Raw genomic sequence first — 25,849 nt, forward strand, 5'->3', positions numbered from 1 at the left:
GGGATGCACTGCGCCGGATGCATGGCCAAGGTCGAACGTGCGCTGGACGCGGTGCCGGGGGTCAGCGGCGCGCGCGTCAACCTGACCGCGCGGCAAGTACGCGTGCAGCACGCACCGGACGTGACGATGCCGGCGCTGATGGACGCGCTGGGCAATGTCGGCTTTGCCAGCCAGCCCCGCGGGGAGGAACTGGCGCCGCCGCCATCGGCGGTCAAGCCGCTGCTGGCTCCGCTCGCGGTGGCGGGGTTTGCCTGCATGAACGTGATGCTGCTGTCGGTCAGCATCTGGTCGGGCGCGGACGGATCGACCAAGATCCTGTTCCACTGGTTGTCCGCGATGATCGGCGTGCCCGCGATCCTCTACGCCGGACGGCCGTTTTTTACATCGGCGTGGGGTGCGCTGAAAAAACGCACCACCAACATGGACGTGCCGATTTCGATCGGTGTCTCGCTGGCCACCGTGCTCAGCCTTTACGAGACGGCGACCCACGGCCAGGACGCCTGGTTCGATGGCACCTTGATGCTGCTGCTGTTTCTGCTTGTCGGGCGCGCGCTCGACGCTGGCATGCGCGATCGCGCCCGCGCCGGAGTCGATGCCTTGCTGCGCCAGGCGGCACCGGGGGCGATGGTCGTATCGCGGGAAGGGGGGCTTGAATGGCTGCCCGCGACCGACCTCGTTCCCGGACTGATCATGCGGGTCGCCGCCGGAGAACGGCTGGCCGCCGATGGCGAACTGATCGCCGGGGCGAGCCGGTTCGACCAGTCGCTGCTGACCGGTGAAAGTGCGCCGGTCGCCGCTGCGGTGGGCGATCCGGTGCTGGCGGGCACGCTCAATATCGATGCGCCGGTCGATGTGCGGGTAACCGCCGCCGGACAGGGCACCACACTGGCTGAAATCGCCCGGCTGATGGAAGCATCGGGGCAGGTCCGTTCGGCCTATGTCCGGATCGCCGACCGCGCTTCGCGGCTCTATGCGCCTGCGGTCCACACATTGGCAGCGCTGACCTTCGCGGGCTGGATGATTGCAGGCGCAGGGCTGCACCAGTCGCTGGTGATCGCCATCGCGGTGCTGATCATTACCTGCCCCTGCGCGCTTGGGCTGGCCGTGCCGGTGGCGCAAGTCGTGGCCTGCGGCGCGCTGATGAAGCAGGGCGTGATGGTCAAGGACGGCAGCGCGCTGGAACGGCTGGCAACTGTAGACCGGGCGCTGCTGGACAAGACCGGCACGCTCACCATGGGCCGCCCGCTGCCCGATCCGGCGATGCTGGATGCCTTGCCGCCTGAGGCGGGGCAAGTGGCGCTGGGGCTGGCCTCGCACAGCCGCCACCCGCTGTCGCGCGCGCTGGTTGAAGCGCTCGGCGCGCGGGGGGTCACCCCGGCCGCGCTGACTGACGTTCAGGAAGAAGCCGGGCAGGGCGTGCGCGCGCTGTGGAACGGCGTGCCCGTGGCGCTGCACCGGCCCGAAGCCGCAAGCGGGATTTCGACCGCGCTCGACATCGCGGGCCAGCCGACCCGGCTGTTCGCCTTTGCTGACCGGCTGCGGCCGGACACCGGCGTTGCGCTGGCCGAGCTGCGCAAGCTGGGGATCGAGCCGGCCATCCTGTCGGGTGACAATGCCGACGCCGTGGCCGATGCCGCGCAGGCGACCGGACTGGCCGGGCGGGGCAATGCCTCCCCCGCTGAAAAGCAGGCTGCCATCGCGCAGCTGCAGGAGGACGGTTACAAGGTGCTGATGGCGGGTGACGGCCTGAACGATGGCCCTGCGCTGTCCGCTGCCGATGCCTCGATCGCGCCGGGGACGGCCAGCGATGTCGGACGGCAGACCGCCGACTTCGTGTTTCTGGGCGACGGCCTGACCGCGATTCCCCGGACGATCCGCGCTGCGCGCCGGACGATGCGCGTGGTGCAGGAAAACTTCGTGCTGGCGATCGGCTACAACGTGCTGGCGGTGCCGCTGGCGATGGCCGGGTTCGTTACTCCGCTGATCGCGGCCGCGGCGATGTCGACCAGTTCACTGATCGTGATCGCCAATTCGCTGCGACTGGTGCGGGCCGCGCGATGAACGGGCTGGCGGTCTTGATCCCGATTGCACTGGGGCTGGGGCTGTTCGGCCTGGTGACGTTCTTCTGGGCGCTGAAGCGCGGCCAGTTTGAGGATCTGGATGGCGCCGCCGCGCGCATCCTGATCGATGATGAAGAGGATACGGCTGCGTGAAGCGCTCGATTGTCCAGTTCGCGATGCTGGCGCTGGTTCCGGCGGCGTTCAATCTGGCTGGACCGGCGGCAGGCGGGACGATGATGATGCCGCTGTGTACCGGCGATGGCGTGGTGCGCATGGTCGAAGTGCCGCTGGGCGGTTCGCAGCTGCCGGGGCCGGACCAGTCAAGCTGCTGCGTCAAAGGCTGCCATTCTGGCTGTTCGCGCAAGCGGAGCGGCAAGCCGGGCGATTCTCCGGAAATTTGAGCAGTCGCAATGATTCGCCGACCAGGTCCGGTCAGAAGAGGCGGAATGTGGCCTTATCATCCTGACCTGCTGGCAACGCCGGTTCCGCGTTATACCAGCTTTCCGACAGCGGCGGAGTTTTCACCGGCGGTGGGCGCAGCGGACGCCGATGCGGCGCTGCGCGGTGCGGTCGGCGATGCCTCGCTTTATGTTCACATCCCCTTTTGCGAAAAGATCTGCTGGTATTGCGGCTGCAACACCGGGGCGGCGAACAAGACCCACCGGCTGGCCAGTTACCTTGACGCGTTGCACCGCGATATCGCGCTCACCGGCGCGCGGCTGGATGACCGGGTGGCCGTGCGGCGGATCGCGTTTGGCGGCGGCAGTCCCAACGCCATCGCGCCGACCGATTTCGTCCGGCTGGTCGATGCGCTGACCCTGCACATGGCGCTGGCCGATCCGGTCCTGTCGATCGAACTCGATCCGCGCAACCTGACAGCGGAATGGGGGCAGGTGCTGCACGGGATCGGCGTGACCAATGCCAGCATGGGGGTGCAGACCTTTGCGCCGCAATTGCAGGCGGCGATTGGGCGGGTCCAGCCGGACAGCGATATTGCGCGGGCCACCGCCATGTTGCGCAAGGCCGGGATCACGTCGCTCAACTATGATCTGATGTATGGCCTGCCGGGCCAGACGCTGGACCAGCTGGAAGCCACGCTGCGCCGCACGGTGGAACTGGGCGCGGACCGGATCGCGCTGTTCGGCTATGCCCACGTGCCGCACATGCTGCCGCGCCAGCGCCGGATTGATGCCAGCGCGCTGCCGGGGCAGGACGAACGGTTTGCGATGGCCGATTTCGGCTATCGCCTGTTGCTGGACGCCGGATACGTGCCGATCGGCTTTGATCATTTCGCGCTGCCCGGCGATCCGCTGGCCCGCGCTGCGGCGCAAGGCCGGGTGCGGCGCAATTTCCAGGGGTTCACCGATGACGCCGCCAGCACCCTGATCGGGCTGGGCGCATCATCGATCAGCTGCTTTGACGATGTGTTGTGGCAGAATGAAAAGAACGCCGGGCGGTACCGGATGCTGCTGTCGCAGGATTTGCTGCCCGCGTCCGGCGGGGTGCGGCGCAGCGCGGATGACCGGCGGCGCGGCGCGGTGATCGAGGCACTGCTGTGCAGCGGTGCGGCGCGGGTTGATCCCGATCTGCTGGCCTGCATCGATGACCGTCTGGCCCCGTTCCTGACGCGTGATCTGGCCGTGCTGGAAGCGGACCACCTGCGGATCCTGCCGGACGGGCTGCCCTATGCCCGGTCCATCGCGGCGCTGTTCGATCCCTATCGCCAGGATTCGCAGCGGCGGTTCAGTTCGGCGGTTTAGGGGGCCGCCCATCAGACGCATCGTCATGCTGAACTTGGTTCAGCATCCATTGAGCCGCAGGCGCTTTCGCTCGATTGGCAGGTCTAACCGGGCGGCTTGCGCCTACTCCTGCGCGCACCAGGTGGGCGGCACGATGGACCCTGAACCAAGTTCAGGGTGACGACGTGGGGAATCGCAGCGGCGGTTCAGTTCGGCCGTCTGATTTTCTCGCGATCTTTCGGGCGGAGTTCCGGCGCGCTACCTTGCCGTGCGTGTTTCCGCAAAAGCCCTCCCCCACGGGGAAGGGCGATTCCATGCGGTCGGGATCGGCGTTCGGAGGATTTCCCGCAAGGCGCTTGCGGCGGCTGCGGCTTGCTGGCATTGAGCGCTGGCAACCGGCCAAAAAAAGAGAGCGACCGTCCCGAGGGATCAGCCGCTCCAGGTGGGGAGAACTGGTTGCGTTTCAGGCAAGTTCGGCGGTTTTTTCCGCTCCTGCTTTGCCTGCGGCGCGGGCTGCTTCAGTCTCGAGGACCATGACGGCAGCGGCCGTGTTCGAAATGGGAATGTGATAGCTGCGGCTGACTTCGTGAACCTTGTCGCCCAGCGCCCCGCGTGCGGCGATCCAGTTGAGGATCTCGACACCCTGCGTGCCGGACAGTTCGACGATCTCATGCACCGAATGCCGCGTAAGGGCATCGGGATCGACCGACAGATTATCCATGCAGAACGTGTCGTATTCCGGGTTCATGAAGCCCGCGCGCTCTCCGTCCAGCTGGTGCGACAGGCCGCCCGTGCCCATCACCATGATCGTTTCATCGCCCTGCCACTCGGCCAGCGCCTTGGCCACCGCGCGGCCCAGCGCCAGACAGCGCTTGGCGCTGGGCAGGGGGTGCTGGACGGTGTTGATGGCAATCGGCACGATTTTCACCGGCGCTTCGCCGGCCGGCCAAGCCAGCGCGAGCGGGATCGAAGCGGCGTGATCGACCAGCATGTCCTGGCAGGTGGTGATGTCGAATTCTTCCGCGACCAGCTTTTCGATGATCGCCCAGCTGAGGTCCGGATGGCCCGGCGGAACCGGGAAGGGCGGCAGGCCCCAGCCTTCATCCTCGTTGCGGTACTTGGCCGCTGCGCCGACAGCGAACGTCGGCATCTTGTCGAGGAAGAAGTTCAGGCCATGGTCGTTATAGAACATGATGACCACTTCGGGCACTTGTTCACCGAGCCATTCGCGCACCGGCGGCCAGGCATCGAAGAACGGCTTCCAGTAGGGTTCGTTCTGCGCGCCGCGATGGATCGCACCGCCGATGGCGGGGACATGGCTCGTAAAGACACCGCCGATAACCTTAGCCACGGGCCGTCTCCCTGGTGGGGATTGCTGCTGCATTGTCGAGCAGCATCTGTTTGAATGCGTCCACGCTCATGCCGGTCTGCTGCGCGCCGACGTCCTGGACGTTGAGGCCGAAGATCCCGGCCAGCTTGGCGAGGTAATAGATGTTTCCGCCCGCTGCCATCATCGCCAGCACGTTGCGCTGGGCGACGGCATCGCGTTGCTGCGGCGTCAGGCCGAAGCGGTCGCAATAGGCGTCCTCATCATGCAGGAAGGCATCGCGGTTGGCGGCTTCGTTGAACGAAAAGCACATCGCGTTGAGGGCGTAGCCCTTTTGCGCGGCAGCGCCATCGAAGATGTGCGTGCCCGGAATTGGCGGTGCAATCGGTGGTGCAACTTGGCTGGCCATGGGCAAATCCTTTCCTTGCACCATGTTATGCGCCCGTTCCGGCCCGCTGCACCTTGACCAAGATCAAACATTGCAGATTTTTGTATGCTGCACTTACAAATATCCCGGGTTGACGCTGGCGGGGGTGACTGCTTGTGCAGGCGGGAGCACAAGAACGGGAAGAAACGCGATGCAGCTTTCGATGGCGGGCCGGGTGGCCCTGATTACCGGGGCCTCATCCGGGTTCGGCGCGCACTTTGCGCGGCTGTTCGTGCGTGAGGGTGCGAAAGTGGTGATCGGAGCGCGCCGGATGGAGCGGGTGGCCGCGCTGGCTGCGGAACTGGGCGATGCCGCGCTGCCGCTGGCGATGGACGTGACCGATGAAGCGTCGCTGATCGCGGCCTTCGATGCGGCCGAGGCCAAGTTTGGCACGGTCGATACGGTGATCTGCAATGCGGGAATCGCCCACGATGGCCGCTCTACCCATGTTTCGGCGGCCGATATGGCGGCGGTCGTGGCGACCAATTTCAACGGCGTCTACCTGACCGCGCGTGAGGGCGCGCGGCGGATGATCGCGGCGAATTTCAAGGACAGCGGGCGCGGGCGGATCGTGGTGATCGGTTCGATCACGGCGGAGCTGACCGGGCAGGGCGACAGCGCCTATGCCGCGACCAAGGCCGGGGTGGCGCATCTGGCCCGCCAGTTCGCGCGCGAATGGGTGCGCCAGGGGATCAATGTCAACACGATCCAGCCCGGCTATATCCAGACCGAAATCGCCGGGGACTGGTTCCAGACCGAAGGCGGCCAGCGCCAGATCGCCAGCTTCCACCGCCGCCGGATGTGCCCGGTTGACGCGCTGGATGCACCGCTGCTGTTCCTGAGCGGCGATGCATCGGCCTGCGTGACCGGCGCAACGCTGACGGTGGACGACGGGCAGGCGCTGTAACCACGTCTTACAGCCCACCCCCTGCTCCGTTCGTGTCTCGACTTCGCTCGACACGAACGGGGGTGGTGGTTTGGGACCGGGTGCCTACTTCACCAGCTCGGTCAGCATCGCGGGGGTCAGCACTTGCGGCAATTGCTGCGGTGCGCCGCCGCCAGCGGGATACCAGACATACAGCGGCACGCCCGCCGCGCCTTGGGCTGCCAGATAGCGGGTGATCGCCGGATCGCGCCGGGTCCAGTCACCGCGCAGCACCACCACGCCCGCGCGGTCAAAGGCAGCGCGGGTGTCCTCGCGCTCGATCGCGACTTGCTCGTTGACCTTGCAGGTCAGGCACCAGTCGGCGGTGAACCACGCAAACACCGGCTTGCCGCTGGCGCGGGCGCGTGCCAGCGCGTCCGGGCTGAACGGCTGGGCGGGCAGGAGTCCGGCAGTCGCCGCGCCGGGTTCACGCACCACGGTCGGCAGGCCCAGCGCGGCGATGCCGATAATGGCAAGCAGGCCTGCCAGCACCGGTTTGCCGCCGCCCAGGCCGTGGCGTTGCCGCCGCCCGAGCAGGACCAGCGCGCAGACCAGCAGGAAACCCAGCAGCGCGGCGGAAAAGGCAAAGGCCGATCCGGCCACCCGGCTCGCCAGCCAGACCAGCGCCAGCGCGGTCAGCCCCATCGGCACCGCCATGGCGCGGCGGAACCAGACCATCCACGCACCGGGGCGCGGCAGCATCCGCCGCAGTGCCGGGACGAAGGCGATGGCGAGGAACGGCAGCGCCAGCCCCAGCCCCAGCGCGGCGAACAGCAGCAGCGCGGGCAGCGTCGGCAGCAGCAGCGCCGCCCCCATCGCGGCGGCCATGAACGGCCCGGTGCAGGGCGTGGCGGCGAATGCAGCGAGCAGGCCGGTGGCGAACGCACCCTGCGGTGATCCGGCGCTGGCAAAGCCGGGGACCGCAAACTCGTACAGGCCAGTCAGGTTGGCGGTGATTGCGACGGCCACCAGCAGCAGCGCGGCCACCACCAGCGGTTCCTGCAACTGGAACGCCCAGCCCACTTCCTGCCCGGCGGCGCGCAAGGCCAGCATCAGCCCGCCCAGTGCCAGACAGGCCAGCACGATCCCGGCGGTATAGGCCAGCCCCTCGGCGCGGGCCTGCGCTTCGCTCTCGCCCGCGCGGGCCAGGCTCAGCGCCTTGAGGCTGAGGATCGGGAACACGCAGGGCATGATATTGAGCAGCATGCCCCCCGCCAGCGCCGCCAGCAGCAGCATGGCCAGCGGAGCGGTGCTGGCTTCGCCGCCAACGGGATCGCCGCCAGCCGCCACCGGACCGGGCGCGGCGACCAGCGTCACCCCGTCGCCCGCGCCGTTCAGCCGCAAGACCGCGTTCAGCGCAGGCGGCTGGGCCGGGGCGAATCTGGCGCGGGCCAGTTCCACCACCAGCAAGTCACCCTGCCGGAAAAAGGCCTGGGGCGCGGCGTAATCGACCACGCGGTCATCGCTGAGGAACACGTGCGGCCGGTCCAGCCGGACGGCGGCGGGCAGGGGAATGCCGATCCGGACTTTGCCGCCAGCCCATGCGAAACTGGCGTTGCTGCCCAGCGGCGCGGGCAGCGCCGCGCGCCAGCCATCGAACCGGGCATCCCGCGCCGCGCCCGGGCCGACGGTGACCGTGGTGGTCAACCGGCCCTGTTCGGGCACACAAATCTCATCGGTGCAGGCCAGCCAGCTGGCATCGACCGCGATCGGCAGCCGCTGGCCCGGTGCGGCATTGGCCGGCAGGGTCAGCGGCACCAGCACGGCATAGTCGTGCTCATAGACATGGTTCATCAGCCCCGCGATCAGCAGGGTTTCGGGCACCGGATATTGCGGCGCGCCTGCTTTTGCGCCGGTGGGCAGGGTCCATTCCAGCCCCATCCCCAGCCCTGCATCGCCGGGGTTCTGCCAATACCCGTGCCAGCCGGGCTTGGGTTGCATCAGAAATGCCAGCGTGATCGTTTCGCCCGGCTGACCCGAACCTTCGGCCACCAGGCTGGCGATAATGTTCGGCTCGCGCGCGTGCGCTGGCGTAAACGCCGCCAGCGCCAGCAGTTGCAACATCACTGCAACAAGCCATTGCCAAAGCGGTCGAACCGGTTGTCCATGCACGTGACCAGACCTGCGCTTGCAGGTGCATCGGGCGGCGGGCATATGGTTTGATGATGAGTCCACGTGCGCTCTTTGCCCGTGCCGCCGCCGTCCCGCAAGCGCGCCCTTGGGCCATCTGCGGGCAGCCAGCGGCGCACCGGCAAAACCGCGCCCCAACAGGATTACCCGATGCGCCGTTTCAGCCTGATTGCCGCCCTTGCGCTTGCCACCGCCCTGACCGCGCCCGCGCTGGCTGATGAAGTGCCCGCTCCCGCGCCGGTCGCGGCTCCGGCAAGGGCACAGGCCCCCGCCGCTGCACAGCCGGCGCCCCGGCTGGTGCTGGCGATTGCAGTCGATCAGTTCTCGGCCGATCTGTTCGCGCAGTATCGCCGCCATTACACCGATGGGCTGAAGCGGCTTCAGGAAGGCGCGGTGTTTCCTTCTGGCTATCAGTCCCACGCGGCGACCGAAACCTGCCCCGGCCATTCCACGTTGCTGACCGGCACGCACCCCGCGCGCAACGGGATCATCGCCAACAACTGGTTCGATCCGGGCCTCGCGCGGGCCGACAAGCGGGTCTATTGTTCCGAAGACCTGACCGATCCGGCCAGCACGTCCAGCAATCCGGTGGTATCGGCCAGCCTGCTGAAAGTGCCGACGCTGGGCGAATGGATGAAGCGCGCCAACCCCGCCAGCCGCAACGTGGCGGTTTCAGCCAAGGACCGCGCCGTGGCAATGATGGGCGGGCACCAGCTGGACACTGCATATTGGTGGAAGGGCAGCAGCTTTGTCACCTTCAAGGGCCGCGAACTGTCCCCGGCGGCCGTCGCGCAGAACGCGGCGGTGGCCAAAGTGCTGAAATCGGGCGCGCCCGCGCTGAACCCGCGCCCGTGGTGCGGCGCGCAGGACCGGGCCGTGGCAGTGGGCAAGTCGGCCGTCGGGACCGGACGGTTCAGGCTCGAACCCGGCAAGGCAGACGCGTTCCGCATTTCGCCGCGGATGGACCATGCCACGGCGGAACTGGCGATCCGGCTGGTCGATGAACTGAAACTGGGCCAGGGCGCTGCGCCCGATCTGCTGTCGGTCAGCCTGTCCGCGACCGATTACATCGGCCATGCGGTGGGCAACGAAGGGCTGGAAATGTGCATCCAGATGGCTGAAGTCGATGTGGCCATCGGCAAGCTGCTGACCCACCTCGACGCGCGCGGGATCGATTATGCCGTGGTGCTGACGGCCGATCACGGCGGGCTGGACGCGCCGGAACGGTCGAACCAGCAGGCGCTGCCCGCCGCTGTGCGGGTGGATGATGCCCTGCGCCCGAACGAACTGGCCAAGGCCATCACCGCGCGCACCGGCGTGACTGCTGCGCAGGGGCCGCTGCTCTATGCCGATGGCGCTTCGGGTGACTTTTATGTCAGCCGCAGTGTTTCGGCGCCGGACAAGGCCAGGGTCATTGATGCGCTGACCATGATTGCCCGCGCGCACCCGCAAGTCGCGGCGGTCTATACCAACGGTGAACTCGCGCGGATGCCGGTGCCCACCGCCAACCCCCAGGACTGGAGCCTGGTGGACCGGGTGCGCGCCTCGTTCGATCCGGCGCGGTCGGGCGATGTGCTGATCCTGCTGGACCGCGCGGTCACCCCGATCCCCGAACCGATGCCGGGTGCCTATATCGCCACCCACGGCAGCGCGTTCGATTATGACCGGCGCGTGCCGATGCTGTTCTGGCGCAAGGGGCTGACCCCGTTTGAGCAAGGCGCGCCGGTTGCCACGGTCGATATCGCGCCCACGCTGGCGGCGCTGGTGGGCATCAAGGCTCCGGCGGGCACATGGGACGGGCGCTGCCTCGATCTGGACGGCGGCGCGGCGGATACCTGCGCGGTAAAGTGAGCCACCGCTTCCGACTTGCCCAAAAGACGGTAATTTGATCTTGGCCCTACGAACCGGGGCCAAGCCGTCCTACATAGGGGGCCGACTCAAGCAGCAGGTTGAACCATGACGGACAAGCGTGATCTCGTGATTCTGGGCGGCGGCTTGGTGGGCATGACGCTGGCGCTGGCGGCGGCGAAGCAGGGGATCACCGCCCATGTCGTCGACAAGGCACTGCCGGAAGAGCTGACGGCGGACGGCGTCGATGGCCGCGCTTCGGCCATTTCGACCGCCAGCTGGAACCTGTTCTGCAACATTGGCCTGAAGGACCGGCTGGAGCCGCTGGGCTGCCTGATCGAGGGGATCGCGGTGACCGACGCGATGCGGCCCGGCCGGATCGATTTCAAGCCCGAACCGCACGAAGGCACGCTGGGGCGGATGTATGCCAACCGCGATATCCGCCTGGCGCTGTTCGAAGCCGCGCGGGCCGAACCGGGAATCGCCTGGCACAGCGGCGTCGAACCGGCGGCGCGCCAGCGCGGACCGCACGGCGTGGCGGTAACGCTGAACGACGGGCGCGTGCTCGAAGGCAATCTGCTGATCGGTGCGGAAGGGCGGCAATCGCCGACCCGGCTGGAATCCGGCCTCAAATCGGCGAAGTGGGATTATTCCCACCGCGCAATGGTCACCGCAATCACGCATGAACGCCCGCATGACGGGGTGGCGTGGGAGATCTTTTTCCCGGCCGGACCGCTGGCGTTGCTGCCGCTGCTCGATCTGCCCGATGGCCGCCATCGCAGCGCGGTGGTCTGGACCGTGGGCGAACAGCAGGCCGCCGGAGTGATCGCGCTGTCCGATGCGGCGTTCCTGAACGAGATCGCGCGGCGGATGGACGGGATTTTCGGCGCGATCGGGCTGATCGCGCCGCGCATGGCCTATCCGCTCAACTTCCATCACGCGGGCCGGATCGTGGCAGACCGGCTGGCGCTGGTGGGCGATGCTGCCCACGGGATGCACCCGATTGCGGGGCAGGGCCTGAACCTGGGCCTGCGCGATGTCGGCACGCTGGTGCAGGTGCTGGCCGACGGGATGCGGCTGGGGCTGGAACCGGGCGATGCCCAGCTGCTGGCGCGCTATGAACGCTGGCGCAGTCTCGACAGCGTCACCGCGATGGCCGCGACCGACGCACTGGTCCGCCTGTTCGGCATTCCGGGCCGCCTGCCCAGCGCGGTTCGCCGCCTGGGCATGGGCGTGGTCCAGCGCACCGGCTGGCTGAAGAAGTTCTTCATGGACGAAGCGCGCGGGATGTCCGGCGAATTGCCGGAACTGCTGCGCGCCTAGATCGCCCCGGCAGGAGCCGGGTTGACCGCTGTTGTCGGGGCCGGGGTTGGGGCCGGGTTTGAGTTTGCCGCCGGTGCTGCCGGGCTGGACTGCTGCACCCGGTCGCCCGCGCTGTCCTGCAACCGGTTCGGTTCCAGCAGCGCGGTCGTCTCGATCAGGTCCAGCGCCCGCTGGGCCGCGACATAGCGCTTGGCCGCGCCGAGCCATTCCGCTCCGCCAGCGGCACCGGGCAGGGCCTGCACATCGGTGATCGCACCGTCGACCTGACCCGTGCGCAGCAGCACCCGCAACCGGTCCAGCCGGTGCTGGGGCCGGGTTGATGCAGCGTCACCTTGCCGGATCACGAACAGGCCTGAAAATTCGCGCGTCAGGCGGTCCCAGCCGCCTTCGTTCCGGGGGGCGTTGGTCAGCACCGGGGCGAGCTGATCGAACTGGGCAACCAGCTGATCGAGCGTGACCGGGTTCTGCGCGGCGTCGATCACGATGCCGACTGCGTTGGGCTGGGCATCGCCAAACCGCAGTTTCAACTGGTCGGCCAGATAGCCCAGCGGCGCGCCGCGTTCCACCGCGCGGCGGGCGGCGAAGGCGACCAGCAGCGCTTCGGCGCGGGCGGTGTTGCCATCGGCAGCGGCGGCTTGCAGGTCCAGCCGGGTCAGGCGCTGCTCCAGCGCGGCAATCCGCTGATCCAGCCCGCCGACCAGCGCGGTTTCGCTGGCCGCAGCGGTTGGCGACGGGGCGGATGCGGACGGGGTTGCCGCAAGGGTTTCACCGGGCTGCGGCAACGTCGCCAGACGGGCGCTGGCAGCGGGGCTGTCCGCCTGATCCAGGCTGACCCGGCCATCCCACACCAGCCACCCGACCAGCGCCGCACCGCCGATGAAGGCCAGCAGCGCAGTGCCCAGCACCGCGCGCAGCGACGGTCCGCTGCGCCGCGCCGAAGCCGCCGGAGTGCGGTTGAAATAATCATCAGGCATGGTGCTGCGCGGCTCCTGTTGCTGCCTATCGACCCTTTGGACCGGGGTCTTGGCACATCTGGCGGGCCAAGGCCAGCAGCGCCTGATCGCTGGGCGCTGCGGCCACGGCGACTTCGCCCCAGCCGTCGCCAGCCGCCGCGGCGATGCGCTGGCCCAGCGCCGCGATCCGCAGCGGCGCGCGGCGAATGCCGTGGCTCACGCATTGCGCGGTCAGGTGGCGGACCGCATCGGCGGAATGGGCGGCGATGATCGCGGGCGCGCGCAGCAGATCGGCCAGATCCGCAGGCAGCGGCACGGGCTGGCTGGCATAGACCACGCGCTCTTCCATCAGCAGGCCTGGCGTCAGGTGCAGCGCCACACGTTCATCCCCGGCCAGTCGCAGCAGGTGCGCGCCAGCGGGCACCTGGGTGTCGATCACGCCCTGCAAGCCGCCGCTGCCCACGGCGGCAACCGTGAACCCGGCGGCGCGCGCGGCGGCGGCGGTCGTTTCGCCCACGGCATAGACCGGCAAGTGCCGCAGCGCTGCCAAGCCGCGTCCGCCGTGCCGGAACACGTTGGCGCTGCCCGCCAGCAGCGCGCTGAACCGGGCTGGATCAGGGGCCTGCCAACTGCACGGGACAATCGTGAACAGCGGGTGGCTGCGCACATCCAGCCCCGCCGCCGCCGCCGCCGCGACCGTGGCGTTGCAGCCGGGCTGGGGGCGGATGACGACTAGCGGGACCATGGCGGGGCCATCGCGTCAGCTTTGCGCCGGGCCGGAAAAGTGGACCCGCACGGCTTCGGGCGCCCGGTTCAGCAACTCTGCCGCCAGCCGCGCCGGTCCGGCCGGATCGCCCGCTGCAAAGCGCTGGCTGGCTTCAATCCGTTCCGCGCCGTCCGGGCTGTAGATCGCCGCGCGCAGGATCAGGTCCGCGCCGTCCGCCGTGGTCAGCACCGCAATCGGGCTGTGGCAATTGCCGCCCAGCCCCGCCAGCAGCTCGCGCTCGGCAAACACCGCGTGACGGCTGGGCGCGTCGTCGATAGCGGCCAGCACGGCGCGGGTGGCGGCATCGGCGGCGCGGCATTCGATGGCGATTGCCCCCTGCCCCGGCGCGGGCAGCCAGTCGTCGGCGCAAAGCGGATGGCCGGTGCCGGTTTCACCCAGCCGGTTCAGGCCTGCGCGGGCGAGCAGCGTGGCATCCACTTCGCCTGCGGCCAGTTTGGCCAGCCGCGTGGCGACGTTGCCCCGGAACATCACCACGGTGCAATCCGGGCGGGCGTGAAGCAACTGCGCGGCGCGGCGCGGGGCGCTGGTGCCGACGCGCGCGCCCTGCGGCAGCGCGCGGATGCTTTCCGCGCCGATCAGGCAATCGCGCACGTCCTCGCGCGGCAGGATCGCGGCGATCGCGATGGCTGCGGGGCGGATCGTTTCGACGTCCTTCAGCGAATGGACCGCAAAGTCGATCTCACCGCTCAGCAGCCACTGATCCAGTTCCTTGGTCCACAGCGCCTTGCCGCCGATTTCGGCCAGGGGGCGGTCCTGGATCTTGTCGCCGCTGGCGATGACGGGGACGATCTCGATGGTCAGGCCGGGATGTGCGGCGATCAGGCGCTCGCGCGTTTCCTCGGCCTGCGCCATCGCCAGCGGCGAACGGCGGGTGCCAAGGCGCAGCGGCCGGACGGACGGGGATGCGGACGGTTGTGGACTCACGGGCATGGCCGCTTGTCCTATTGTGCAATCTCTCTAAGGGAAAGACGCGATGGGGATTGTCCTCGGAATTGAATCGTCCTGTGACGAAACCGCAGCCGCGCTGGTTGACAGTGAGCGGCGCATTCTTGCGCAGCGCATCGCCTCGCAGGATGAAGCGCACCGGCCCTATGGCGGGGTCGTCCCCGAAATTGCCGCACGCGCCCATGCCGAACGGCTGGCCCCGCTGATCGAATCGACGCTGGCCGACGCCGGGCTGGGGCTGGATGATGTCGATGCGATTGCCGCCACCGCCGGGCCGGGGCTGATCGGCGGGGTGATGGTCGGGCTGGTCACGGCCAAGGCGCTGGCGATGGCAGCGGGCAAGCCGCTGATCGCGATCAACCATCTGGAAGGCCACGCGCTGTCGCCCCGGCTGGCGGATGCCGCGCTGGCTTATCCCTATCTGCTGCTGCTGGTGTCGGGCGGACATTGCCAGGTACTGCTGGTCGAAGGGGTGGGGCGCTATTCCCGGCTTGCGACCACCATCGACGACGCGCTGGGTGAGGCGTTTGACAAGACCGCCAAGATCCTGGGGCTGGGCTATCCCGGCGGTCCGGCGGTGGAGCGGCTGGCGCGTGAGGGCAACCCGCGCGCCGTCCCCCTGCCGCGCCCGCTGGTCGGCAGCGGTGAACCGCACTTTTCCTTCGCTGGCCTGAAAAGCGCCGTGCTGCGCGCGCATCAGGCGGGCACCCACAGCGCTGCCGATCTGGCCGCATCGTTCCAGCAGGCGGCGATTGATTGCGTGGTGGACCGCACCCGGATCGCGCTGTCCGGCGTGACCGGACAAGGGATCACCGCGCTGGTCGTGGCGGGCGGGGTGGCGGCCAATCAGGCGATGCGCGGCGCGCTGGAAACGCTGGCGGGCGAATTTGGCCTGCCGTTCATCGCCCCGCCGCTGGTCTTGTGTACCGATAACGCGGCGATGATCGCCTGGGCGGGGGTGGAACGGCTGGGCCAGTCCGATCCGCTCGATTTTGCGGCCCGCCCGCGCTGGCCGCTCGATCCTGATGCGCTGCCGGTGCGCGGGGCAGGAGTGAAAGCATGACAGCGCAAGTGGGCGTGATCGGGGCAGGGGCATGGGGCACGGCGCTGGCGCAGAGTATGGCCAGCGATGGCAGCGCGGTGCTGATCTGGGCGCGCGAGCCGGAACTGGTGGCCGAAATCAATGCGCAGCATACCAACAGCCTGTTCCTGCCGAACGCCAGTCTGGCACGGAGTATAGCGGCAACGAACCAGATTGGCGATCTGGCGGCGCTACCGGTGCTGCTGGTGGTGGCCCCGGCGCAGCATCTGGCCCGCGTGCTGGCGGACTTGCCCGATAGCCAGCGCGATCTGGTGCTCTGCGCCAAGGGGATAGAGGCCGGGACCGGACGACTGATGGGCGAGGTTGCCGCGCAGGCCGCGCCATCGGCGCAGCTGGCGGTGCTGTCTGGCCCGACGTTCGCGCATGAAGTGGCGGCGGGGTTGCCGACGGCGGTGACGCTGGCCTGTTCCGGGGGACCGGCGCAGTGGGACCGGCTTGCCCCGGTGATCTCGCGGCCCGCGCTGCGGCCGTATTATTCCGATGATGTGATCGGCGCGGAAATCGGCGGATCGGTCAAGAACGTGCTGGCGATTGCCTGCGGCGTGGTCGACGGGCTGGGGCTGGGCCAGAACGCCCGCGCCGCGCTGATCGCGCGCGGCTATGCCGAAATGCTGCGGTTCGGGCTGGCACGCGGGGCGCGGGCGGAAACGCTGGCCGGGCTGTGCGGGCTGGGCGATCTGGTGCTGACCTGTTCGTCCACCTCCAGCCGCAACTTCTCGCTCGGAAAGGCGCTGGGCGAAGGGCTGAGCGCGGCCGAAGCGGTCGCGGGCAAGAACAGCGTGGCCGAAGGCGCGCATACCGCGCCGGTGCTGGCCGATCTGGCCCGGCGCGATGGCATCGCGATGCCGATTGTCGATGCGGTGTGCAAGCTGCTGACCGGGGCAGCCCCGGCCCGCGCGGTGGTGGCCGAATTGCTCGCCCGCCCGCTCAGGCCCGAACAGGAACCCGCCGGGTGAGCGCGGCGGGGCAACAGGATATTCAGGCGCTGGCCAAGGGCGGGCGCACCAACTTCTTCGGCTTCGTGCTACGGCTGGGCGGGACCGCGCCGTTCCTGTTCATCGCGGGGCGGTTTTACGGGGTTGAGGCGCTGGGCCGTTATGCCTCGGCGCTGGTCGTGGTGGAACTGGTCGCCCAGCTCTGCGCGCTGGGCCAGCGCCGGGGCCTTGCCCAGCGCTTGTCCGAGGATGAGCGCGACGCCGCGCATGTCGTGGCCGATGGGCTGACGCTGACCCTGCTGCTGTCACTGGGGGCGGCCGCCTTGCTGCTGGCGTTCCCCGCGCCGATGTTTCCCAGCGGTCACTATTCCGAATGGGACCGCCTGCTGCCGGTGGCGATTATCGCCAGCGCGCTGACCGATGTGGCGCTGGCGGCGCTGGCCTATCGCTACAACGTCGCGGCGACCGTGCGGGCGCGATCGGTGGTGGAACCCTGGACGCAGACTCTGGCGGCGGTGGCGTTCCTGTTCATCCTGCCCGCTGCCGGGCTGGCGCTGTCGTTCATTCTGGCCAAGCTGGCCGCGCTGGCGGTGGCGCTGTGGCCGCTGGTGCGCACGTATGGCCTGCCGCGCGGCTGGTATCCCCGCCCGCAGCGGATCGGGCGGCTGGCGGTGGTGTCGATGCCGCTGGCCGGGGCGGACCTGGTCGAATGGGGCACGCGCAAGCTGGACATCGCGCTGCTGGGCATTTTCGCCACCCCGGCGGCAGTCGGGGTCTATTACGCGGCGCAGCAGATCGCCTCGCTTCCGCAGAAGCTCAAGACCAGTTTCGAGCCGATCCTTGGCCCGGTCATCACCCGGAATCTGAAGGAGGGGAACCTTTCCGCGATTGCCCGGCAGGTCTGTCAGGTGGGGTTCTGGATCATCGCCGCGCAGGCGGGAATCGCGCTGGCGCTGGGCATTCCGGGCGAAGGCGTGATGGGCCTGATCGGGCCGGAATTCGTCGGCGGGACCGGCGCGCTGGCGTTCCTGCTGGCCGCCGAAGTCGCCGCCGCGACCGCCGTGGTGAGCGAGGCCGCGCTGGTCTATGTCGCGCGGCTGCGCAACTTGTGGGTTTCACTGGCGACAATCGCGCTGCAAGCGGTGCTGACCATCGCCGGGATCATGCTGGTCGCGCAGCTGGGGCTGAATGACAACTACCGCGCCGCTGTGGTGGCGGCGGCGTTGATGCTGTCGCTGGGGATGGCCTCGGTGGCCAAGGCGTGGATCCTGTCGCGGATTCTGGGTGAACCGGTCAACGCGTGGCGCTGGGTGCTGGTCTGGGCGGTCGCCCCGGCCACGCTGGTCGGCTGGCTGGCCACCTATTTCCTGCCCGAATGGGCCGAGCTGCTGTTCGGGATCCCCGCGATCCTGTTCGTTTACGGCTTCGTGATCTGGCACAAGGGGTTCGGCCCCGAAGACCGGGTGCTGTTCCGCCGCAATGTCGCGGCGAACACGAATGCGGATGAACCGGCCCGCAGCGATTGAGCCTGCGCGCCAGACCGGCTATTCCCTTGCCTGTGCCCGTTCCCTTGCCCTTGCGCATCCCCCCCCTGATCCTGGCCGGAGCCGCGGCTTGCGGAGCGCTGGCCTTCGCCAGCCTGACCGCGCATGGCCAGCCGCTGATCGCCGCCCTCGAAGCGCGCACCGCGCAGGCTGCGGCGGCGGCCGGGGGGGCGGGCGTAGCGGCGCAGTTCCGCACGGCCAATGGTTGGCTGACGCGCCATCCGGTGCTGACTGGCGGCCGCACGCTGGCCCCGACGCAGCGCAGCCGGGTCGCCGCCGCAGTCGCTGCGGTGCCGGGCGTGGGCGGCGTGCAGTGGGCGCCCGATCCGGCGCGCCGCCAGGATAGCGCGGCCCCCAGCGGCGGCGCGATGCATTGCCAGCGCGACGTTGACGGCATCCTGAAAACCCGCACGATCCGCTTTGCCGAAGCCAGCGCGGCGCTTGATCCGGTCAGCGAAGGGCTGCTCGATGAAGTGGCCGCGGCGCTGCGCCCGTGCGCGGGCAGCATCATCGCGATCACCGGCCACACCGACGCGCAAGGGCTGGAAGACGCCAACGTCGCGCTCAGCCTTGATCGCGCGCGAACCGTGCGGGAAGCGCTGGTCCGGCGCGGGATTGCACGGTCCGATCTGCGCGCGCGCGGACTTGGCTCGGCCACCCCGGTTGACGGGCTGGAGGCGGATGATCCCGCTAATCGCCGGATTGAATTTTCGGTTGTTTCGCCGGTGTCGCTGCGGCCGACGCTGATCGACACGCCCGGTGCGGGATAGAGGATGGGCCATGCCATTGTGGATCGAATTGCTGCTGCTTATCCTGCTGACATATCTGCTGGGCCTGGCGATCGGCTGGGCAATCTGGGGACGTTCGGAATGATGCACTTGATCGAAGCCAACTGGGTGGCGTTTGCGCTGGCGCTGCTGATCGGGCTGGCGGTGGCCTGGTGGCTGTTTGGCCGCGCCTCAACCACCCCGAAACGGGATCGCCGCCCCGATGTGCTGGACGAAGGCGCTCCGCCCGCCCAGCGCAATCAGGCGCTGATCGACGCGCCCCCGGCGGCCCAGATCGTGCCGCCCGCGTTCGGCGGGATCATGGGCGGGATTGCCGAAGCCATCGCCATCGGCGCGCAGGACGTGGTGGAAGAAGCCGCCGCCGCCGCCGCCGCCGAAGCCGCGCCCGCACCAGCGGCGGGCGATGACCTGTCGAAGATCAAGGGCCTTGGCCCCAAGCTGCAGGCGCTGCTGCCCACCCTCGGCATCAGCACTTACGCCCAGATCGCCGCGCTGACCGAAGCGGACCTGGCGGATCTCGACACCAGACTCGGCGCTTTCGCGGGCCGCCCCAAGCGCGACAACTGGATCGATCAGGCCAGACACCTCGCCGCCGGGGACATCGCCGGGTTCGAGGCGCAGTTCGGGAAGCTGTAGGGGGGCGCACCCTCCCACAACCCGCCCGTGCTGAGCTTGTCGAAGCACTGCTTTATCTTGCCCCGCAGCGCTTGGCTCAAGGCAAAAAGCAGCCCTTCGACAAGCTCAGGGCGAGCGGGGTTTGGGTGAAAGTTAAGACTTGTAAAGCGCTCAGGCCGCGCGGGGAACAATCCGCTCAAGCTCGCCATTCAGCGCGCGCTTGGCTTCGAGCAGTTCGTAATCGTCCTGCAGGCCAAGGAAGAAGCCTTCCGACATGCCGAAATAGCGGGCAAGGCGCAGGTCAAGATCGGCGTCCATCGGTTTTGCGCCAGAGATCACGTCACGCAGGCGAGAGGGCACGATGCCAAGTGCGGCAGCCAGCGCTTCCTCGCCCAGTCCCAGCGGCTCCATGTATTCTGATACCAGCAGCTCCCCGGCATGGCTGTTATGCAGCCATTCGGGATCAGTGGTAATCGGTGATTTCGACATCGTAAGCATTTCCGTCCTTGAAACGGAAACATATACGCCATTGGTCATTAATTCTAATGGAATGTTGGCCCAGCCGATCACGCTTGAGCGCCTCGAGGTGGTTGCTGGGCGGATTGCGCAAGTCCTCGATCGACTTGGCACGGTTCAGCACCTTCAGCTTATCGAGCGAGCGATTCTGGATGTCGGGCGGCAGCAGCTTGCTGCGCAAGCCGTTCCAGATCCGTTCGGTCTGCGTGTTGGTATTGGCGAAAGATAGGATCATGACAGTCACTTTACCGCTTGATTACTGGACCGCAATTTGCCTTTCCTGACGCAATTGGCATGCGCTGTGGATGGGCGGTCTGCGGTCTCAATCAGCTTCTAGGCTGTGTACTGTCCGACGGTTACCGCCGTCAGCGGTAAGCGCGGCGCTTACCGGGCAAGAACCTCACCGCCCCCACTTCTGCTGCTTCTTCCCGAACCGCGTCTTGCGCGTCCCCGGCTTGCCTTCGTTGCTGCGGCCTACCATGGGCGCTTTGTGTTCGTGGTCCGGCAGGCCGAGTTCGGTGGCTTCGAGGCGGCGGATTTCGTCGCGCAGGCGGCCGGCTTCCTCGAATTCCAGGTCGGCGGCGGCGGCGCGCATGCGGCCTTCGAGTTCCTCGATATAGGCGCGCAGGTTGTGGCCGACGAGGTTGTTGCGCTCGCCATCGTCGATTTCCACCAGCACCCCGTCGCGGCTCGCGGTGTCGGCGACGATATCGTGGATGCCGCGCTTGATGCTGGCCGGGGTGATGCCGTGCTCGGTGTTGTATTCCACCTGCTTGGCGCGGCGGCGGTCGGTTTCGGCGATGGCGCGTTCCATGCTGCCGGTCATCCGGTCGGCATAGAGGATCACCCGCCCGTCGACGTTGCGCGCGGCGCGGCCGATGGTCTGGATCAGCGAGGTTTCGCTGCGCAGGAACCCTTCCTTGTCGGCGTCCAGAATGCACACCAGCCCGCATTCGGGGATGTCGAGCCCCTCGCGCAGCAGGTTGATCCCGACCAGCACGTCATAGACCCCCAGCCGCAGATCGCGGATCAGCTCGATGCGCTCCAGCGTCTCGACGTCAGAGTGCATATAGCGCACCCGCAGGCCCGCCTCGTGCATGAACTCGGTCAGGTCCTCCGCCATCCGCTTGGTCAGGGTGGTGACCAGCGTGCGGTATCCGGCCGCGGCGGTCTTGCGGCATTCCTCGATGCAGTCCTGCACCTGATCCTCGACCGGGCGGATCTCCACCGGCGGGTCGATCAGGCCGGTGGGGCGGATCACCTGTTCGGCAAAGACGCCGCCCGATTGCTCCATCTCCCAGCCGCCGGGAGTGGCCGAAACCGCCACCGTCTGGGGCCGCATCGCATCCCATTCGTTGAACCGCAGCGGGCGGTTGTCGATGCAGCTGGGCAGGCGAAAGCCATATTCGGCCAGCGTAATCTTGCGGCGATGGTCGCCCTTGGACATCGCGCCGATCTGCGGCACGGTCTGGTGGCTTTCATCGACGAACAGCAGCGCGTTGTCGGGCAGGTATTCGAACAGCGTCGGCGGCGGCTCGCCCGGCAAGCGGCCGGTCAGGAAGCGGCTGTAATTCTCGATCCCGGCGCAGCTGCCCGTGGCGGCGATCATTTCCAGGTCGAAATTGGTGCGCTGCTCCAGCCGCTGGGCTTCCAGCAGCTTGCCCTCGGCGACCAGCTCCTTCAGCCGCTCGGTCAGCTCAAACCGGATCGCGTCGGCGGCCTGCTTCATCGTCGGGCCGGGCGTGACATAGTGCGAATTGGCAAAGACCCGCACGGAGTTCAGCGTGTTCCCCGCCTTGCCGGTCAGCGGATCGAATTCGACCACCGCCTCGATCTCGTCCCCGAACATGCTGATCCGCCAGGCCATGTCTTCATAGTGGCTGGGGTACAGTTCCAGGTTGTCGCCGCGCACGCGGAACGTGCCGCGCGTAAAGGCCGCGTCGTTGCGCTTGTATTGCAGCGCCACCAGCTTGCGGATCAATTCGCGCTGGTCGACCGTTTCGCCGACCTTGATGTCAAAGATCATCGCCGAATAGGTTTCGACCGAGCCGATGCCATAGAGGCACGACACCGACGCGACGATGATCACGTCATCGCGTTCCAGCAGCGCGCGGGTGGCCGAATGGCGCATCCGGTCGATCGCCTCGTTCACCGAGCTTTCCTTCTCGATGTAGGTATCCGACCGGGCGACATAGGCCTCCGGCTGGTAGTAGTCGTAATACGAGACGAAATATTCCACCGCGTTGTCGGGGAAAAAGCTCTTCATCTCGCCATACAGCTGCGCGGCGAGGATCTTGTTGGGCGCCAGGATCAGCGCGGGCCGCTGCGTCGCCTCGATCACCTGCGCCATGGTGAAGGTCTTGCCGGAGCCCGTCACCCCCAGCAGCACCTGCGTGCGATCATCGGCCCGAATCCCCTCCACCAGATCGGCAATCGCGGTCGGCTGGTCCCCGGCGGGCTGGTATTCCGACACGATCCGAAACGGCCTGCCCGCCTCGGCCTTTTCGGGCCGCGCAGGCTTGTGCGGCACGAAGTTGCCGGAGGTATCGGGTTCTTCGAGGCCCCGGCGGATGATGAGTTCGGCCATGGGCGGGATATGGGGGTTTGGGGGCGGGAGGGGAAGGGGGAAGGCGATCTAGCCAGCCTTGATCCAGAACGAAGAAGTGTGGGTTCTAATTTTGTCTGTGCTTCGTCCATCACAGTTGGCATCCGTACTGAAACTAACGGCAATCTGGCGTCGATTTTCTCAAAAAGGTATCAACGGTCGTTGGTATAGCCATATCAGCGTGACGCAGATGATTGCATAGTCCATTCTCGAAATGCCCGCGGCAATCATCGAGTCGTTCAAAGCGCTGACGCTGGGCGGTGTTGGGGTAGCCGACGGATCCCTTGTCGGCGTTAAAAGCAAGGCGTTGATCGGGTGACGTCGAAAGAAAAAAAATTACCTAAAGGTTTGTCAAATATCGGGTTTGACGATGCGCAGGCACGTCCTATTCTAGCAGACCCCAACGAGGTTGAGAACGCCGTTGAGCGCGCAATCCTCGACGATGAAGAGGTTCGTCAGTATGTCGAAAAGCGGCGGAAAAGCATCAAAAGTGGAGCAAGGCGAACAGGTCACAGATTCCGTCTTTGACTTTCTTTATCATGACGGCAGGCGGATTGGTTCGTTTCTTGCTCAATTCGACCAAAGTGGTTTGATCACTGAGATTAAACAGGGGGAGTCTGTAACCAAGGGGGCAAAGCGCGGCTTTAAGCTAGAAGCTGGCGCGCAGGTTGCTTTGCTAGGTGGTGGTAACTTAGGGTTTGAGCGGTCCCCCGGCGAGGCTGGGGGAGAATCTATTGAGCGATCTTACGATCCTTTTTGGGCTAACGCTCGAATGTTCCTCGACGTGATTGATGAGAAGGGACTTATTCAGCGTGACCTCAGCACAGCGGCGATAGGTCAGTTTGTGTTGGTCAAGGGCTGGCTGAGCATTTATGACCTGTTGATGTTTCAGGAAGCTTGGAAGCTGCCTTCGCTCCAGCGAATGATTCGGTCCGGTATGGCCCTAACTAAACCCACGGGTAATATGACGTCCGCCCAAAAAGCGGCGGCGAAAGAGCAGAAAGATCAAACGGATATGGTGCTCGATCTAATCCAGATCATGCCCCATGCTGTCCACGCCTCGTTGGTGAGTTCTGATGGATCGGCGCAGTTCATATGGTGCCCTTTAAAACAAGAATACATGGTTACTCCCGCTAGTGAACTTGTACTGATGCATGGCGTACAGGTGCCGGGAGAATGGGCGGTACTTGGTGTATTAAGTGCGCATCCTGACTTTGCAGGTATCGAGCAGGTCAATGTTCAGGCAGATGCCGCGCCAGTCGGTATGATGAACAGCATGGTTGGGCAGGCATCGAATGCGATTGCGCCACTCGTAAGATTGGCTCTAGGACGGCCCGGTGCCGCCGCTGCAATTACCCCACTCTTGATCTTCCGCGAGGTGGCTTAGTTTGCATAGCTAAGATAACCACGCCCATGTTTCCTGCGTCCCCCTATCGCCCGGAATTCGAAGCTGCGCTGCGATTGCTGGCGCGGATCAGTGCAGGAATGGATGCAGCCGGTTATCGACCGCCGGTGCTGGTGGGCGGCGCGGCGGTGGAAATCTATACGCGAGGGGCGGTTAATACCGGGGACTTCGATTTGGCCTGTGGGCGGCAGGAGGTGCTGGAAAGCCTGATGCAGCAGCATGGCTTTGTTCGCCCGTCCGGCCCCGGAAATGCGACGCGCGGGTGGGTGCATCCGGAATTGAGGCTGGGGTTTGAAGTGGTGTCGGACACGCTTCTCGACGGCATGGCGGATCGCGAGATGGTTCAGGTCGTCGAACTCGCGCCCGATGGGGCCATCGCGGTGATTGCGCCGGAAGACATCATTGCCGACCGGATGGGGCAATATGCATCCGGCAGCGCCCCGGAAATGCTCGGTCAGGCGCGAGCTTTGTTCGCGCTGTGCGACGGGCTCGATCTGGGCTATATGGAACGCCGCATTCGCGAAGAAACTGGTGGCTGCCATGGCGTTCAAGACCTTGAAGACGAAGCGCGCGGCCGTGACGCTTGAAGCGCTGGGCGCGGCGGTAGAGCGCCGCCGCGCGGTGGTGGGCGACGTGGCGGTGCCCCGCAATTCCGGCGAAAACCGCACCGCGTCCAAGCGCGCCTTGATCAAGGCGATCGCGGACGCCGGGGGCAAGTGGTAGGCTCCTCTGCGCCTCTGCGTGAACCCATTTTCCTACACCGCCCGCACCCGCTAGGCTGGCCAGTTCCGTCCCGTCCATCGGAGGACTCGCCGTGTCGCCGCGCCCCTGCCTTGCCCCGATCCTGCCCGCGCTGACCGGCGCGCTGAGGGGGCGTGCAGGTTTCGTTTGCACAGCACGGCTCGCGTATGACTTTCATCAACTTGCTCACCCCGCGCGGACTGCGTGGCGGCGCGAAACGCCCGTGGTTCGGGGGTTTTGCGCAGGCCTGCCGGGGGATGGGCCGGGCGGGCTGGTGCAGGGCAAGGCGGGGTTTGTGCACACCGGGGGCGGGGTTTGCGGTTCTTTAGGACTATTTTGCCATCATTCCTGCACCACGAACGGAGACTTCGCCTTGGCGGCGCTACAGACGATCCAGTTGCTGGGGATGCTCGGCACGTTTTCCTATGTCCTCGCCCGCGCGGCGCGGGCATCGGGCGTGGCTGCGTTTCACCGCTATGCGATTGTCTCGCAGCCGCGCGAGCGCCTGCCGGACATGCCCGCCGGATACCGGGTGGAGGCGCTGGACGCGGCGGCGCTGGGTGCGGCGGTGCAGGGGGGGCAGCGAATCGATGCTGCGGCCGAAGTGCAGGCGCTGCGGTTCGCGGCGGGGCTGACCTGTCTGGGCGCGTTCAACCGCAAGGACCAGCTGGTCGGCGTGATCTGGCTGGGGACGGGGCGCTATGATGAGGATGAGGTCCAGGTCAGCTTTCTGCTGCCAGAGGGGTGCTGCTGGGATACCGGCCTGTGGATCGCGCCGAAGTTCCGGCTGGGGCGGGCCTTTGCCGCGCTGTGGGCCGGGACGGGGGACTGGATGGCGGCGCGGGGGCTGACGCACTCGCTCAGCCGGGTGAGCGATTACAACCTGCCCGCGATCCTCTCGCACAAGCGGATGGGCGCGCGCACGCTGCGGCATCATACGTTCATCCGGGTGGGGGCGTGGCAATGGTCCACCCACACGCGGCCCCGGCTGGTGCGGGGCGCAGGCGAAGTGCCGGAGCTGGATTTGCGCGGGGCGGCTTATGGGTAGCGGGGGGTGAAGCCACCTGCTCCGTTCGTGTCGAGCGCAGTCGAGACACGTTGGCGCGGTGCGGGCGTGTCTCGACTGCGCACGAC

25 protein-coding genes are annotated in these 25,849 nt (G+C 67.2%); 16 read left to right on the forward strand and 9 right to left on the reverse strand.

What is annotated here, in order from left to right; genetic code table 11:
• Positions 1–3: 3 nt before the first annotated feature.
• From Q8Q53_RS14565 to Q8Q53_RS14580, 4 genes are read left to right on the forward strand one after another with little or no spacing between them, the layout of a single operon-like run.
• On the forward strand, positions 4–2,061 hold the full coding sequence (locus Q8Q53_RS14565; RefSeq protein ID WP_305702534.1) for a heavy metal translocating P-type ATPase: 2,058 nt from the start codon (positions 4–6) through the stop codon (positions 2,059–2,061).
• The gene (gene ccoS, locus Q8Q53_RS14570) at positions 2,058–2,213 is read left to right on the forward strand and encodes a cbb3-type cytochrome oxidase assembly protein CcoS (protein ID WP_305702509.1); all 156 of its coding nucleotides are present in this window, start codon (positions 2,058–2,060) and stop codon (positions 2,211–2,213) included. Before Q8Q53_RS14565 ends, ccoS begins: the two co-directional genes overlap by 4 nt.
• Positions 2,210–2,461, forward strand: a complete 252-nt coding sequence (locus tag Q8Q53_RS14575; RefSeq protein WP_305702510.1) for a hypothetical protein — start codon at positions 2,210–2,212, stop codon at positions 2,459–2,461. Before ccoS ends, Q8Q53_RS14575 begins: the two co-directional genes overlap by 4 nt.
• A gap of 45 nt (positions 2,462–2,506) precedes the next feature.
• Positions 2,507–3,820: a radical SAM protein gene (locus Q8Q53_RS14580; protein ID WP_305702511.1), complete on the forward strand. Its 1,314-nt coding sequence runs from the start codon at positions 2,507–2,509 to the stop codon at positions 3,818–3,820.
• Positions 3,821–4,262: 442 nt separating this feature from the next.
• Here the strand turns inward: Q8Q53_RS14580 and Q8Q53_RS14585 are convergent, their stop codons facing one another.
• Complete coding sequence (locus Q8Q53_RS14585; RefSeq protein ID WP_305702512.1) at positions 4,263–5,150, reverse strand: class III extradiol dioxygenase family protein; 888 nt, start codon at positions 5,148–5,150, stop codon at positions 4,263–4,265.
• Positions 5,143–5,535 carry a protocatechuate 4,5-dioxygenase subunit alpha gene (locus Q8Q53_RS14590; protein WP_305702513.1) on the reverse strand — a complete coding sequence of 131 codons (393 nt, stop codon included), beginning with the start codon at positions 5,533–5,535 and terminating at the stop codon, positions 5,143–5,145. Before Q8Q53_RS14590 ends, Q8Q53_RS14585 begins: the two co-directional genes overlap by 8 nt.
• Positions 5,536–5,704: 169 nt before the next feature.
• On the opposite strand from Q8Q53_RS14590, the gene Q8Q53_RS14595 reads away from it, so the two are divergent.
• Positions 5,705–6,460: an SDR family NAD(P)-dependent oxidoreductase gene (locus tag Q8Q53_RS14595; protein WP_305702514.1), complete on the forward strand. Its 756-nt coding sequence runs from the start codon at positions 5,705–5,707 to the stop codon at positions 6,458–6,460.
• An 84-nt stretch (positions 6,461–6,544) separates the two neighbouring features.
• Here Q8Q53_RS14595 and Q8Q53_RS14600 read toward each other — a convergent pair whose 3' ends face one another.
• The gene (locus Q8Q53_RS14600) at positions 6,545–8,542 is read right to left on the reverse strand and encodes a protein-disulfide reductase DsbD (RefSeq protein ID WP_305702515.1); all 1,998 of its coding nucleotides are present in this window, start codon (positions 8,540–8,542) and stop codon (positions 6,545–6,547) included.
• Positions 8,543–8,758: 216 nt separating this feature from the next.
• Between Q8Q53_RS14600 and Q8Q53_RS14605 the strand changes: the two genes are divergently transcribed.
• Together Q8Q53_RS14605 and Q8Q53_RS14610 are read left to right on the forward strand one after the other, a co-directional pair.
• Positions 8,759–10,459, forward strand: coding sequence for an alkaline phosphatase family protein (locus Q8Q53_RS14605; RefSeq protein WP_305702516.1), 1,701 nt, complete (start codon positions 8,759–8,761; stop codon positions 10,457–10,459).
• Positions 10,460–10,564: 105 nt separating this feature from the next.
• Positions 10,565–11,779 carry an FAD-dependent monooxygenase gene (locus Q8Q53_RS14610; RefSeq protein ID WP_305702517.1) on the forward strand — a complete coding sequence of 405 codons (1,215 nt, stop codon included), beginning with the start codon at positions 10,565–10,567 and terminating at the stop codon, positions 11,777–11,779.
• Here the strand turns inward: Q8Q53_RS14610 and Q8Q53_RS14615 are convergent.
• The 3 genes from Q8Q53_RS14615 to hemC are packed head-to-tail and all read right to left on the reverse strand — an operon-like array spanning position 11,776 to position 14,449.
• A complete protein-coding gene (locus Q8Q53_RS14615; RefSeq protein ID WP_305702518.1) occupies positions 11,776–12,753 on the reverse strand; it encodes a hypothetical protein in 978 nt (325 codons plus the stop codon). The genes Q8Q53_RS14610 and Q8Q53_RS14615 overlap by 4 nt on opposite strands.
• Positions 12,754–12,778: 25 nt before the next feature.
• A complete protein-coding gene (locus Q8Q53_RS14620; RefSeq protein ID WP_305702519.1) occupies positions 12,779–13,477 on the reverse strand; it encodes a uroporphyrinogen-III synthase in 699 nt (232 codons plus the stop codon).
• A gap of 15 nt (positions 13,478–13,492) precedes the next feature.
• Entirely contained in the window at positions 13,493–14,449 is a 957-nt protein-coding gene (gene hemC, locus Q8Q53_RS14625) for a hydroxymethylbilane synthase (protein WP_305702520.1), read from the reverse strand.
• Positions 14,450–14,492: 43 nt separating this feature from the next.
• Between hemC and tsaD the strand changes: the two genes are divergently transcribed.
• From tsaD to Q8Q53_RS14650, 5 genes are all read left to right on the forward strand, one after another.
• Positions 14,493–15,527 (forward strand): tRNA (adenosine(37)-N6)-threonylcarbamoyltransferase complex transferase subunit TsaD, encoded by a 1,035-nt coding sequence (gene tsaD / locus Q8Q53_RS14630; RefSeq protein WP_305702521.1) that lies wholly within the window; start codon positions 14,493–14,495, stop codon positions 15,525–15,527.
• Entirely contained in the window at positions 15,524–16,522 is a 999-nt protein-coding gene (locus tag Q8Q53_RS14635) for an NAD(P)H-dependent glycerol-3-phosphate dehydrogenase (RefSeq protein ID WP_305702522.1), read from the forward strand. Before tsaD ends, Q8Q53_RS14635 begins: the two co-directional genes overlap by 4 nt.
• Positions 16,519–18,027 carry a lipopolysaccharide biosynthesis protein gene (locus tag Q8Q53_RS14640; RefSeq protein ID WP_305702523.1) on the forward strand — a complete coding sequence of 503 codons (1,509 nt, stop codon included), beginning with the start codon at positions 16,519–16,521 and terminating at the stop codon, positions 18,025–18,027. The genes Q8Q53_RS14635 and Q8Q53_RS14640 overlap by 4 nt, the downstream gene beginning before the upstream one ends.
• A 50-nt stretch (positions 18,028–18,077) precedes the next feature.
• A complete protein-coding gene (locus tag Q8Q53_RS14645) occupies positions 18,078–18,815 on the forward strand; it encodes an OmpA family protein (protein WP_305702524.1) in 738 nt (245 codons plus the stop codon).
• Positions 18,816–18,917: 102 nt separating this feature from the next.
• Complete coding sequence (locus Q8Q53_RS14650) at positions 18,918–19,469, forward strand: hypothetical protein (protein WP_371136571.1); 552 nt, start codon at positions 18,918–18,920, stop codon at positions 19,467–19,469.
• A 150-nt stretch (positions 19,470–19,619) separates the two neighbouring features.
• Here the strand turns inward: Q8Q53_RS14650 and Q8Q53_RS14655 are convergent, their stop codons facing one another.
• From Q8Q53_RS14655 to uvrB, 3 genes are all read right to left on the reverse strand, one after another.
• A complete protein-coding gene (locus tag Q8Q53_RS14655) occupies positions 19,620–19,937 on the reverse strand; it encodes a HigA family addiction module antitoxin (protein WP_305702526.1) in 318 nt (105 codons plus the stop codon).
• Positions 19,912–20,199 carry a type II toxin-antitoxin system RelE/ParE family toxin gene (locus tag Q8Q53_RS14660; protein WP_305702527.1) on the reverse strand — a complete coding sequence of 96 codons (288 nt, stop codon included), beginning with the start codon at positions 20,197–20,199 and terminating at the stop codon, positions 19,912–19,914. Before Q8Q53_RS14660 ends, Q8Q53_RS14655 begins: the two co-directional genes overlap by 26 nt.
• A 165-nt stretch (positions 20,200–20,364) precedes the next feature.
• Entirely contained in the window at positions 20,365–22,551 is a 2,187-nt protein-coding gene (gene uvrB, locus Q8Q53_RS14665; RefSeq protein WP_305702528.1) for an excinuclease ABC subunit UvrB, read from the reverse strand.
• 460 nt (positions 22,552–23,011) lie between these two features.
• Between uvrB and Q8Q53_RS14670 the strand changes: the two genes are divergently transcribed.
• The 4 genes from Q8Q53_RS14670 to Q8Q53_RS14685 all read left to right on the forward strand — a co-directional run bounded on the left by Q8Q53_RS14670 (position 23,012) and on the right by Q8Q53_RS14685 (position 25,763).
• Positions 23,012–23,956, forward strand: coding sequence for a hypothetical protein (locus tag Q8Q53_RS14670; RefSeq protein ID WP_305702529.1), 945 nt, complete (start codon positions 23,012–23,014; stop codon positions 23,954–23,956).
• Positions 23,957–24,030: 74 nt separating this feature from the next.
• Positions 24,031–24,561 carry a hypothetical protein gene (locus tag Q8Q53_RS14675; protein WP_371136572.1) on the forward strand — a complete coding sequence of 177 codons (531 nt, stop codon included), beginning with the start codon at positions 24,031–24,033 and terminating at the stop codon, positions 24,559–24,561.
• Positions 24,551–24,697: a hypothetical protein gene (locus Q8Q53_RS14680; protein ID WP_305702531.1), complete on the forward strand. Its 147-nt coding sequence runs from the start codon at positions 24,551–24,553 to the stop codon at positions 24,695–24,697. The genes Q8Q53_RS14675 and Q8Q53_RS14680 overlap by 11 nt, the downstream gene beginning before the upstream one ends.
• A 391-nt stretch (positions 24,698–25,088) precedes the next feature.
• Entirely contained in the window at positions 25,089–25,763 is a 675-nt protein-coding gene (locus Q8Q53_RS14685; protein ID WP_305702532.1) for a hypothetical protein, read from the forward strand.
• Positions 25,764–25,849: the final 86 nt, after the last annotated feature.

It is taken from the genome of Novosphingobium sp. (genome assembly GCF_030699305.1).
In the GTDB taxonomy this organism is placed as follows: Bacteria; Pseudomonadota; Alphaproteobacteria; order Sphingomonadales; family Sphingomonadaceae; genus Novosphingobium.

Bases quoted from the DNA above. Each gene is read 5' to 3' on its own strand.
- Q8Q53_RS14565 (WP_305702534.1), top strand. From the start codon at position 4: ATGCACTGCGCCGGATGCATGGCCAAGGTCGAACGTGCGCTGGACGCG.
- ccoS (WP_305702509.1), top strand. From the start codon at position 2,058: ATGAACGGGCTGGCGGTCTTGATCCCGATTGCACTGGGGCTGGGGCTG.
- Q8Q53_RS14580 (WP_305702511.1), top strand. From the start codon at position 2,507: ATGTGGCCTTATCATCCTGACCTGCTGGCAACGCCGGTTCCGCGTTAT.
- Q8Q53_RS14590 (WP_305702513.1), bottom strand. From the start codon at position 5,535: ATGGCCAGCCAAGTTGCACCACCGATTGCACCGCCAATTCCGGGCACG.
- Q8Q53_RS14595 (WP_305702514.1), top strand. From the start codon at position 5,705: ATGCAGCTTTCGATGGCGGGCCGGGTGGCCCTGATTACCGGGGCCTCA.
- Q8Q53_RS14600 (WP_305702515.1), bottom strand. From the start codon at position 8,542: ATGTTGCAACTGCTGGCGCTGGCGGCGTTTACGCCAGCGCACGCGCGC.
- Q8Q53_RS14605 (WP_305702516.1), top strand. From the start codon at position 8,759: ATGCGCCGTTTCAGCCTGATTGCCGCCCTTGCGCTTGCCACCGCCCTG.
- Q8Q53_RS14610 (WP_305702517.1), top strand. From the start codon at position 10,565: ATGACGGACAAGCGTGATCTCGTGATTCTGGGCGGCGGCTTGGTGGGC.
- Q8Q53_RS14615 (WP_305702518.1), bottom strand. From the start codon at position 12,753: ATGCCTGATGATTATTTCAACCGCACTCCGGCGGCTTCGGCGCGGCGC.
- Q8Q53_RS14620 (WP_305702519.1), bottom strand. From the start codon at position 13,477: ATGGTCCCGCTAGTCGTCATCCGCCCCCAGCCCGGCTGCAACGCCACG.
- hemC (WP_305702520.1), bottom strand. From the start codon at position 14,449: ATGCCCGTGAGTCCACAACCGTCCGCATCCCCGTCCGTCCGGCCGCTG.
- tsaD (WP_305702521.1), top strand. From the start codon at position 14,493: ATGGGGATTGTCCTCGGAATTGAATCGTCCTGTGACGAAACCGCAGCC.
- Q8Q53_RS14635 (WP_305702522.1), top strand. From the start codon at position 15,524: ATGACAGCGCAAGTGGGCGTGATCGGGGCAGGGGCATGGGGCACGGCG.
- Q8Q53_RS14650 (WP_371136571.1), top strand. From the start codon at position 18,918: ATGCACTTGATCGAAGCCAACTGGGTGGCGTTTGCGCTGGCGCTGCTG.
- Q8Q53_RS14655 (WP_305702526.1), bottom strand. From the start codon at position 19,937: ATGTCGAAATCACCGATTACCACTGATCCCGAATGGCTGCATAACAGC.
- Q8Q53_RS14660 (WP_305702527.1), bottom strand. From the start codon at position 20,199: ATGATCCTATCTTTCGCCAATACCAACACGCAGACCGAACGGATCTGG.
- uvrB (WP_305702528.1), bottom strand. From the start codon at position 22,551: ATGGCCGAACTCATCATCCGCCGGGGCCTCGAAGAACCCGATACCTCC.
- Q8Q53_RS14670 (WP_305702529.1), top strand. From the start codon at position 23,012: ATGAAGAGGTTCGTCAGTATGTCGAAAAGCGGCGGAAAAGCATCAAAA.